The following is a 10,050-nucleotide window of genomic DNA, read 5'->3' on the forward strand; positions in this document are numbered from 1 at the left end:
AGCATCTTGACCGCGCGCAGGCCGTCTTCGGTGACGGGCAGGCCATTTTTGCGGATTTCGGCCTCGGCGTCCATGATTTCGCGGATGCGCGCAAGGAACCACGGGTCGAATTTGGTGACGGCGTGGATATCGTCGTCAGACAGGCCGTGGCGCATGGCCTGGGCGATCACGCGGATGCGGTCGGGGGTTTGTTTGGCCAGCGCTTTGGTGATGGCTGCGGCATCCGGTGCGCCGGGGATGTCGATTTCGTCAAAACCTGTCAGGCCGGTTTCCATCGAGGCCAGTGCTTTTTGCATGCTCTCGTGGAAGGTGCGGCCGATGGCCATCGCCTCGCCGACGGATTTCATCGCCGTTGTCAGGTGGGGTTCGGAGCCTGCGAATTTTTCAAAGGCAAAGCGCGGGATCTTGGTGACGACATAGTCGATTGTCGGCTCGAACGAGGCAGGGGTCACGCCGGTAATGTCGTTGTCGAGTTCATCGAGCGTATAGCCGACCGCCAGTTTGGCCGCGATCTTGGCAATCGGGAAACCGGTGGCTTTGGAGGCCAGCGCCGAAGACCGCGACACGCGGGGGTTCATTTCAATGACCACCATGCGCCCGTCTGACGGGTTCACGGCCCATTGCACGTTGGAGCCGCCCGTTTCGACACCGATTTCGCGCAGCACGTTGATGCTGTGGGTGCGCATGATCTGGTATTCTTTGTCGGTCAGCGTCAGCGCAGGTGCGACAGTGATCGAATCGCCCGTGTGCACGCCCATGGGGTCCACGTTCTCGATGGCGCAGACGATGATGGCGTTGTCGGCCTTGTCGCGCACGACTTCCATCTCGAATTCTTTCCAGCCGAGCAGGCTTTCATCGACAAGGATCTGGCCGACAGGTGAGGCCTCCATCCCGGTGCGGCAATAGTGTTCATATTCCGCGCGGTTATAGGCCACGCCGCCGCCAGTGCCGCCAAGGGTAAAGGCGGGGCGGATGATCGCGGGAAGGCCGACATATTCAATGGCGTCGATGGCCAGTTGCAGGCCCGCTTTGATGTCACGTTTGCCATTCACCTGTGGTGCGGTGATGATCGTGGCCTTGGGGTTTTCAATGCCGAGGCGGTCCATCGCTTCGCGGAAGAGTTTGCGATCTTCGGCCATTTCAATGGCTTCGCGTTTCGCACCGATCATCTCGACCCCGAATTTTTCCAGCACACCCATGTCGGCCAGTGCCAGCGAGGTGTTCAGGCCGGTCTGCCCGCCCATCGTCGGCAAGAGCGCATCGGGGCGTTCTTTTTCAATGATTTTGGCGACAATTTCGGGGGTGATCGGTTCGATATAGGTGGCATCCGCCAGCCCCGGATCGGTCATGATCGTGGCGGGGTTGGAGTTGACGAGGATCACGCGGTAGCCCTCTTCGCGCAGGGCCTTGCAGGCCTGAGCACCCGAATAGTCGAACTCGCAGGCCTGTCCGATAATAATGGGGCCCGCGCCGATGATCATGATCGACTGGATGTCGGTACGTTTTGGCATGGCAGGCCCCCGGAATGTGCAAATTTTCGTGGGTTATAGGCATGGTGCAGGCAGGCGCAAGAGGGAGTTCGCCTTTGTCCGGGAAATGATGCTTTCGACTGCACATGAAGCCCATTTGATCTGTGTCAATAAATTCTGACACTACTAAGTGTAAATTAAAATAGACACATAAGGGAGTCAGTCATGCGCATTCTGTTTGTTCACCCCAATTACCGCTCGGGTGGGGCCGAGATTGCGGGCAGCTGGCCGCCCGCCTGGGTCGCTTATCTGACAGGGTCTCTGCGCCGGGCCGGCTTTGATGATATCCATTTTGTGGATGCGATGACAAATGATCTCTCGGATGAAGTACTTGCCGGAAAGATCGCGGAATTACAGCCTGATGTTGTTGGTGTCACAGCGATTACACCGTCGATCTATAAGGCCGAAGAGGTGCTGCGCATTGCCCAAGAGCATGCGCCGGACGCCTTGCGTGTTTTGGGCGGGGTCCATGCGACGTTCATGTATAAGCAAGTCCTCTCCGAGGCACCTTGGGTCGATGTGATCGTGCGGGGCGAGGGCGAAGAGATCGTGACCGAGCTGATGTCTGCGGTGCGCGATGGCCGTTGGCCTGCCGACAAGCGCAAGATCAAGGGGCTGGCTTTCATTGATGCGGACGAGATTGTCGCGACCCCTGCGGCCAGCACCGTCAAGGATCTGGACGGGATCGACCCTGACTGGACCATTCTGGAGTGGGAGAAATATATCTACATTCCGCTGAACACGCGCGTGGCTATTCCCAATATGGCGCGCGGCTGTCCCTTTACCTGTTCGTTCTGTAGCCAGTGGAAATTCTGGCGTGATTACCGTGTGCGTGATCCCAAAAAGGTGGTCGACGAAATCGAGCGGCTGGTAAACGAGCAGCAGGTCGGCTTCTTTATCCTCGCGGATGAGGAACCCACCATCAACCGCAAGAAATTCATCCAGTTCTGTGAGGAGCTGATCGCACGGGGGCTGCCCGATCGCGTAAAATGGGGCATCAATACACGGGTGACGGATATCTATCGTGACCGCGAATTGCTGAAATTCTACCGCGAGGCGGGCTTGGTTCACGTCAGTCTGGGGACCGAGGCCGCGGCCCAGATGAAGCTGGACCAGTTCAACAAGGAAACCAAGGTCGAAGAGAATAAAGAGGCCATCCGCCTGCTGCGCGAGGCCGATATTCTGGTCGAGGCCCAGTTTATCGTGGGGCTGGACAACGAGACGCCCGAGACCCTGAACGAGACCTACAAGATGGCGTGGGACTGGCAGCCGGATCTTGCCAATTGGGCGATGTATACGCCGTGGCCGTTTACGCCGCTGTTTCAGGAATTGAAGGACAAGGTCGAGGTGTTCGACTTCAGCCGCTACAATTTTGTGACCCCGATCATGAAACCGGCGGCGATGACGCGCGGTGAATTGCTGGACGGTGTGATGAATAATTACCGCCGGTTCTATATGAAAAAGGCCTTGTTTCATTATCCGTGGCGCGGCACGGGGTTCCGGCGGCGCTATCTGCTGGGATGTCTGAAGGCGTTCATGAAGGCGGGTTTTGCGCGGACCTTCTATGATCTGGGTAAAGTTGGTTATACGGGGCCGCAGTCCAAGGGGAAGCTCGATTTCCACTTTGACGAAACCCGCACCATTGCCGAGGCGCAGATGGAGGATTGGGAGGCCAGCGCCGATAAGGCCGCGAGAGCAGCCGAGCGCCGTGCCGCGATCCGTGCGCAGGGCAAGGAAAGGGCGGCGGAACGTGCGGCCGATTTCAAGATGCCCAATGGCGCGCAGATCAAGGCCTGCGGCGGTGGGTCCGAACAAATGGAGGACGCCTGACGATGCCAATCGCGGTGCGGGCCTGATCGGGCCGAACGCGATTCTGCAACTGTTGCCCGTGCTGGAACGCGCGGGTGGCCAGCCTTTGCGTGATCAGGTGATGGCCGCTGCAGGGGTGTTTGCGCCGCCAAGCGATGAGGGAATGATGCCAGAGGGGCCTGCCGCGCGCATGCATCAGGCCCTGCGCGCGATCGAACCCGAAATGGCCCCGTCGCTGGCCTGGGCTGCCGGTGAGCGGACAGCGCGCTATATTATGGCGCGCCGCATTCCGAAACCTGCGCAGCTGTTGTTGCGGGTTCTGCCCGCGGCACTGGCCGCGCCGCTTCTGTCGAAAGCGATTGCGCGGCATGCCTGGACCTTTGCGGGGTCGGGTGAATTTGCGGTCACGGGTCCTTTGGTTTTCGAGATCAGGGACAATCCCATCGTGCGCGGGGAAGTCAGCAAGACGCCGCTCTGTCATTGGCATGCGGCGGTCTTTGAGACGCTTTTTCGCAGCTTGGTGGATACGCGTCTGCGCTGCGCTGAGGAAAGCTGCTGTGCGACGGGTGCGCCTGCGTGCCGGTTTGTTCTGAACCGGGGCTAGGGTCAGGCACCTTGTTACCAAAATTCTGCAAATTTTGGTGCCTCCGGCGGGAGTTTTTATGGCAAGATGATGAGGAACGGTTGACTTCATCCGGGCAAAGGGGTGTATCGGGCCGACCAACCGCACCGTCCTAATGCCTTGAGGAATTGACCCATGCACGCCTACCGCAGCCATACCTGTGCCGATCTGACCGCCGCCAATGTCGGGGAAACCGTTCGCCTGTCGGGCTGGGTCAATCGTGTGCGCGATCACGGCGGTATCCTGTTTATCGATTTGCGCGATCACTATGGCATTACGCAGGTGCTCTGTGATCCGGATTCGGCGGCTTTTGCGGACGTGGAAAAGGTGCGGTCCGAGTGGTGTATCCGCATTGATGGCGAGGTGAAGGCACGTGATCCTGAGCTGGTGAACCCTAAACTGCCCACCGGTGAGGTAGAAGTGTTCATTCGGGGCATCGAAGTTTTGGGTGCGGCCAAGGAATTGCCGCTGATGGTGTTTGGCGATCAGGAATATCCTGAAGAGACCCGTTTGAAGTACCGCTATCTGGACCTGCGCCGCGAGGCGATGCAGAACAATATGAAGTTGCGGTCGGATGTGGTGGCGTCGATGCGCCGCCGGATGTGGGATAGCGGGTTCCGTGAATACCAGACGCCCATCATAACTGCGTCGTCCCCCGAAGGCGCGCGCGATTTTCTGGTGCCGTCGCGCCTGCATCCTGGTAAATTCTACGCCCTGCCGCAGGCCCCCCAGCAGTTCAAGCAGCTGATCATGGTGTCGGGCTATGACAAGTATTTCCAGATTGCGCCGTGTTTCCGCGATGAAGACCCGCGCGCAGACCGGTCGCCCACGGATTTCTATCAGCTGGATCTGGAGATGTCCTTTGTCGAGCAGCAGGACGTGTTTGACACGATCCAGCCGGTTCTGACGGGGATTTTCGAGGAATTCGGCGGGGGCCGGAAGGTTGACCAGACGTGGGAGCAGATCAGCTACCGTGATGCCGCCCTGTGGTATGGCACCGACAAGCCGGACCTGCGTAACCCGATCAAGATGCAGGTTGTGTCCGAGCATTTTGCAGGGTCCGGTTTTGCGATCTTTGCCAAACTGCTTGAACAGGAAGGCACCGAAGTGCGCGCTATTCCTGCACCGACAGGTGGCTCGCGGAAATTCTGTGACCGGATGAATGCTTTTGCCCAGAAAGAGGGTTTGCCCGGGATGGGCTATATCTTCTGGCGCGAAAAGACCGCTGATGCGGTGGCGCAAGAGCTGGGGATTACAGTGAAAGAGGCGCAGGCCAAGCTGAATTCCGGTGAGATTGAAGGCGGCATGGAAGCGGCTGGACCTTTGGCCAAGAACATCGGGCCGGAGCGGACCGAGGCGATCCGCCAGCAGTTGGGCCTTGGACTTGGGGATGCGGCGTTCTTCCTTGGTGGCAAGCCGAAAGCGTTTGAAGGCGTAGCCGGTAAGGCGCGTACCGTCATCGGTGATGAGTTGGGCCTGACGGATCAGGACCGTTTTGCATTCGCATGGATCGTGGATTTCCCGATCTACGAGCAGGACGAAGAAACCGGCAAGATTGATTTCGAACATAACCCCTTCTCGATGCCGCAAGGCGGGATGGAGGCGCTGGAGGGTGATCCGCTCAAGGTGCTCGGATACCAGTATGATCTGGCCTGCAACGGTTATGAGCTGGTGTCCGGCGCGATCCGGAACCACCGCCCCGAGATCATGTTCAAGGCGTTTGAACTAGCCGGATATGGCAAGGATGAAGTTGAAAAGCGCTTTGGCGGCATGGTCAACGCATTCCAATATGGCGCGCCACCCCACGGGGGCTGTGCGGCGGGGATCGACCGGATTGTGATGTTGCTGGCGAATGCGTCGAACATCCGCGAAGTCATCATGTTCCCGATGAACCAGCGCGCCGAAGACCTGATGATGGGTGCGCCGAGCGAGCCACAGAACGAGCAGCTACGCGAATTGCGTCTGCGGGTGCTGCCACCCGAAAGCTAGGCGCCTGTCGTTAGAGCGGCCCGCCTGCGGCGAGCCGTGTCTGCACCAGTTGTGACAGGGCGATGACGCCGGGCCCCGCGTTCTGGCCCGCGCGGCGCAGCCGGATCAGGTTTGCGACAGCAGCGTCAAGGTCATGATCCTTGGCGCTGCGCGCCACGCCGCCGAGAAACTGTGTGACATAATCCAGCGCGTCATCTTCGTCCGTGTCGTCAAGCACCTGCGCGATATGGTGCAGGTCGTCGCGATAGGCGACCAGATCGGGCCGGATTGTTTCGTCGGATACCGCGCGGGGGGCTGCGGGTTGCCGTTCTTTGGGCAGGTTTTCCAGAATTGCGGTTTGAAATCCCAACAGGCTGTCGACCGGTTTGGCGACAAACCCGTCCGCACCTGCGGCCATCACGTCACGCGCGTGATCATCCCCGCTCATCCCCAAAAGCACCTCGATCCGCGGGGTTGCCGTGGCCAGCATCCGCAGCAGTGACAGCCCCGACCCGTCGGGCAGGCCCACATCGACCAAGAGAACATTTGGCCGGTATATCGCCAGATGGCGCCGCGCATTTTCCAGACTGTCGGCACGCCTGAGCCGCGCACCCGAACGCAGGCACATCAGGCGGATCGCCTCGCTTGCGAAGCGGCTGTCTTCGACCACAAGAACGGTCAGCCCCAGCAGCGGGCGGCGTGCGGTGGGCGCACGGGTAAACATCAGTTCATCAAGCGTTGCCATCTGATTCTTCCCTTCGTTGCAGCTTACCCATTCAAAGCAGCACAAGGTGAAGAGGTGATTAACCGCATCGTCCGTTGCACACGACGTTTGCACGCGCCATAAAGTACAAAAGAGGAGATACCCGCATGATTGGCCGTCTGAACCATGTTGCAATTGCCGTGCCTGATCTGGAGGCCGCAAGCGCGCAGTACCGCACCATGCTGGGGGCCGACGTGGGCGCGCCGCAGGATGAGCCGGATCACGGTGTGACGGTTGTGTTTATCAACCTGCCCAATACCAAGATCGAATTGCTTTATCCGCTGGGTGAAGGCTCACCGATACAGGGCTTTCTTGACAAGAACCCCTCGGGGGGCATCCACCATGTGTGTTACGAGGTGGACGATATTCTTGCGGCCCGTGATCACCTGTTGGCCGAAGGCGCGCGCGTACTGGGTGACGGTGAACCCAAGATCGGGGCGCATGGCAAGCCGGTGCTGTTTTTGCACCCCAAGGATTTCAATGGCTGTCTGATCGAGCTTGAGCAGGTTTAGCCCCTTGTCCTGACGCGCAAACGGCGTATCTGAAGGACAGCCACGCTACATAAGGAATTTTGCTTTGGGTCCCGTTTCCGGTCTTGTTTTGCTTGCAGTCATTTGGACGGTTGTTTTCTTTATCGTCCTGCCGCTGCGCCTTGAAACCCAGGGCGAGGCAGGCGAGATCGTGCCCGGCACCCATGCGTCGTCACCTGCGAATTTCAGCTTCAAGCGCAAGGCACGGCTGACCACACTGTGGGCCGTGCCGATCTGGATTGTCATCGCGGGCACGATCCTGTCAGGGGCTGTTTCGGTCCGCGATATCGACTGGTTCGAGCGGATGTCGACCCCCGAGGTCAGTCGCGACTAACGGCGTGATAAAGGTGGGTGAAGGTTGCAGCACCCAAGATCGGGATCACCAGATTGATCAGCGGAAATGACAGCGGGACGGCCATAAGGCAGCCTGCGAGCCAGATTTTGGCTTGGTGTTCCTTACACAACGCTTTGGCGCGGACCCGTCCAACGCGGCGCATGGCAGCGAGTGTGAAATATTCGCGGCCCAAGAGGAACCCGTTCAGCGCATAGAAGATAAAGAGTGCTGCAAAGGGGAACAGCCCGTAGAGGATAAAGGCAAAGAGGTTTGCCACGATCAGCACACCCATAAAATTCACGCTGTCGCGCAACCCGTCCCAGAACGTGACATGGGGAATGACGGGGAGTGTGGGGAAATGCTTGTCCTCGACCGCCTGTGCGACCTCGTCCAGAAAGAGTGACGTGATGGCAGAAGCCACCGGCACCATCAGGAAGATCGACATGACGATGATCAACCCCAGCGACCCCCAGCTGAGCAGATCGCCGATCCATGTGACTTCGCCAACGCCGGGCAGCGTGATCGGGGCTGCGGTCAACCATTCGATCAGCCACAGAAGGCCCGCATAAAGGCCGACGAGCAAAGCGATTGTCAGGCCGATCCCGCGCCACAGCACGCTGCGAAAGCGGGGGTCGGGCAGTTGGGCGATGGCCTTGAGGAAAGACGCAAGGATCATGTATCGGCCCATGTGGTGATGGCGGCAAGGTCGGGGCGGGGGCGTTCGGGCGGTGCGCTGGTTTCGGTGCCAAGGTGGATGAACCCCGCCACGCTTTCATGGGGCGCAAGCCCGAGGCCTTCGGTCACGAAGGTTTCATCATGGCTCGCCCAGCCCGAGAGCCAGTTCGCACCCCAACCCGCCGCAAGGCCCGCGTTGACAAGTGCAAGGCAGACAGCACCTGCGGAATAGACCTGTTCGATGTGGGGAATTTTCTCGCTTGGTTTCGGGCTGCAGATCACCGCGACGGCAAGGTCGGCATTGGCGAACTGGTCGTGCGCCTTGGTGATCTTTTCGGGGTCGATGCCAAGGGCTGCGCCACGGGCAGTCGCTGACGCGGCCAGCCGCGTGAGGGCAGGTTTTGACAGGACGATAAAACGCCAGGGTTCCAGCTTGCCATGATCGGGCGTGCGTGCGGCAGCGGTCAGCAGGGTTTCCAGCGTGGCGCGGTCCGGCACCGGCGTTGTCAGCGTCTTGGCGGGGCGCGACCGGCGGGTGAGAAGGAAATCGAGAGCGGCTTGGTTGCGGTCTGGCATGGGTCTTCCTGTGTTTTCTGTGCGTTACAGATATGAAGGCAGGGGCCGCGTGGCAACAGGGGATGGGTGTTGAAAGAAATGCGCGGGCTTCAGACATTGGATGGCTTTGTGGCCAGCGCTCCTAAAGGGTCAGATCCGGCATGCAGAACTTTGACGAAAATCACAGCGAATGGCGGCTGTGAGCCCTCATCACCAATATTCTGTGCTGGAGCAACAGTCCGCCGTGGGAATGCGGAACATCCTCGTCTTGTAAACATCACATTCATGGACAGGATCACCGTCAGCGCGATGCCATCGCAACAATTATCCGATTGGCCAACGCAACCATTCGCTAAAGGGGCCAAACTATGGTTTTGTTTACGCTGTTGTGATTCCTATTCCAGCGGAAATGTAATTTTTTGGCATCAGACCTGATAGATAAATCAGCACGAAATAAGGCAGACGTTGAGTGCCTGACATGGAACGTTCACCGGTGCCGCGGACAGGACGGGATCATTGACCCGATACGCACGGAAAACGTGATCTTGGAGTTGGTCAAGGACGGGGAGCCGGACCTTCTTGTCTTGACCGAGGCTGATGCGGAGCAGCCGCCCTACGGTGCTTTGCTGGATCTCGATGAAATCGTTGAAAAGACATCAATGCGGCATGCGCAAGCTGAAGGCACCTTGAGATGGGGAAAACAAAGCAGCGGATTTCTTGGTACGGTGGTCCTTTATGCAGATCGGTTCGAGCTTGTGCATGGGGCGCTACTGGATCTGCCGGGCCACTACCCGCGCGGGGCAACGATCCTGACGTTTCGGCATCAGGCGCTGCTCTTTAGTGTCATTGCTACGCACCTTTCGCTGACACAGGCTCTGCGCATTGTTCAGATGCGCACGATTGGGCAGTATTTGAACAGACAACCTTCTATGCCAGCGATACTTATCGGTGACTTGAATGAATGGCGACCATGGAATGGGTTGGCTTTTTCCGAACGTGTCGTCGGACATGAATTTCGCGGGCCGTCTTCCCAAAGCTTTCCATCGCATCGACCGTTTCTTCCTCTTGACCGGGTGATGGCCACAGCGCCTGCACGCGTGAGCAATACCAGGGCAATATTTTCAGAACGGGTTCGCAAGACCTCCGATCATTTGCCGGTCCGCGCAACCGTTAGCTTGCTTTAAGGGCCGCCGTCCCTTGCCGGGGACCAACGATGCAGCCAGACATCGGACAGCGCGGACCCGTCCGGGGCGCGTAAGACCAGC

General features: G+C 59.0%; 10 protein-coding genes. 6 read left to right on the plus strand and 4 right to left on the minus strand.

Annotation, left to right across the window (positions count from 1 at the left end; genetic code table 11):
- A partial coding sequence (gene carB, locus VGP75_RS01745; RefSeq protein WP_327542010.1) for a carbamoyl-phosphate synthase large subunit occupies positions 1-1,511 on the minus strand: 1,511 nt, incomplete at its 3' end.
- Positions 1,512-1,694: 183 nt separating this feature from the next.
- On the opposite strand from carB, the gene bchE reads away from it, so the two are divergent.
- From bchE to aspS, 3 genes are all read left to right on the plus strand, one after another.
- The gene (gene bchE, locus VGP75_RS01750; protein WP_327542011.1) at positions 1,695-3,359 is read left to right on the plus strand and encodes a magnesium-protoporphyrin IX monomethyl ester anaerobic oxidative cyclase; all 1,665 of its coding nucleotides are present in this window, start codon (positions 1,695-1,697) and stop codon (positions 3,357-3,359) included.
- Positions 3,331-3,942, plus strand: a complete 612-nt coding sequence (gene bchJ, locus VGP75_RS01755; protein ID WP_327542012.1) for a bacteriochlorophyll 4-vinyl reductase — start codon at positions 3,331-3,333, stop codon at positions 3,940-3,942. The genes bchE and bchJ overlap by 29 nt, the downstream gene beginning before the upstream one ends.
- Positions 3,943-4,095: 153 nt before the next feature.
- A complete protein-coding gene (aspS, locus tag VGP75_RS01760) occupies positions 4,096-5,949 on the plus strand; it encodes an aspartate--tRNA ligase (protein ID WP_327542013.1) in 1,854 nt (617 codons plus the stop codon).
- Between the two features lie 10 nt (positions 5,950-5,959).
- Here the strand turns inward: aspS and VGP75_RS01765 are convergent, their stop codons facing one another.
- Positions 5,960-6,673, minus strand: coding sequence for a response regulator (locus VGP75_RS01765; protein WP_327542014.1), 714 nt, complete (start codon positions 6,671-6,673; stop codon positions 5,960-5,962).
- A gap of 125 nt (positions 6,674-6,798) precedes the next feature.
- On the opposite strand from VGP75_RS01765, the gene mce reads away from it, so the two are divergent.
- Together mce and VGP75_RS01775 are read left to right on the plus strand one after the other, a co-directional pair.
- Positions 6,799-7,203: a methylmalonyl-CoA epimerase gene (gene mce / locus VGP75_RS01770; RefSeq protein ID WP_327542015.1), complete on the plus strand. Its 405-nt coding sequence runs from the start codon at positions 6,799-6,801 to the stop codon at positions 7,201-7,203.
- A 64-nt stretch (positions 7,204-7,267) separates the two neighbouring features.
- The gene (locus VGP75_RS01775; RefSeq protein ID WP_327542016.1) at positions 7,268-7,555 is read left to right on the plus strand and encodes a DUF1467 family protein; all 288 of its coding nucleotides are present in this window, start codon (positions 7,268-7,270) and stop codon (positions 7,553-7,555) included.
- Here the strand turns inward: VGP75_RS01775 and VGP75_RS01780 are convergent.
- Positions 7,542-8,231 carry an EI24 domain-containing protein gene (locus VGP75_RS01780; RefSeq protein ID WP_327542017.1) on the minus strand — a complete coding sequence of 230 codons (690 nt, stop codon included), beginning with the start codon at positions 8,229-8,231 and terminating at the stop codon, positions 7,542-7,544. The genes VGP75_RS01775 and VGP75_RS01780 overlap by 14 nt on opposite strands.
- Entirely contained in the window at positions 8,228-8,806 is a 579-nt protein-coding gene (locus tag VGP75_RS01785) for a nitroreductase family protein (RefSeq protein ID WP_327542018.1), read from the minus strand. Before VGP75_RS01785 ends, VGP75_RS01780 begins: the two co-directional genes overlap by 4 nt.
- Before the next feature lie 398 nt (positions 8,807-9,204).
- On the opposite strand from VGP75_RS01785, the gene VGP75_RS01790 reads away from it, so the two are divergent.
- On the plus strand, positions 9,205-9,969 hold the full coding sequence (locus VGP75_RS01790) for an endonuclease/exonuclease/phosphatase family protein (protein WP_327542019.1): 765 nt from the start codon (positions 9,205-9,207) through the stop codon (positions 9,967-9,969).
- The last annotated feature ends 81 nt before the right edge of the window (positions 9,970-10,050 follow it).

Source organism: Yoonia sp., from assembly GCF_036007805.1.
In the GTDB taxonomy this organism is placed as follows: Bacteria; Pseudomonadota; Alphaproteobacteria; order Rhodobacterales; family Rhodobacteraceae; genus Yoonia.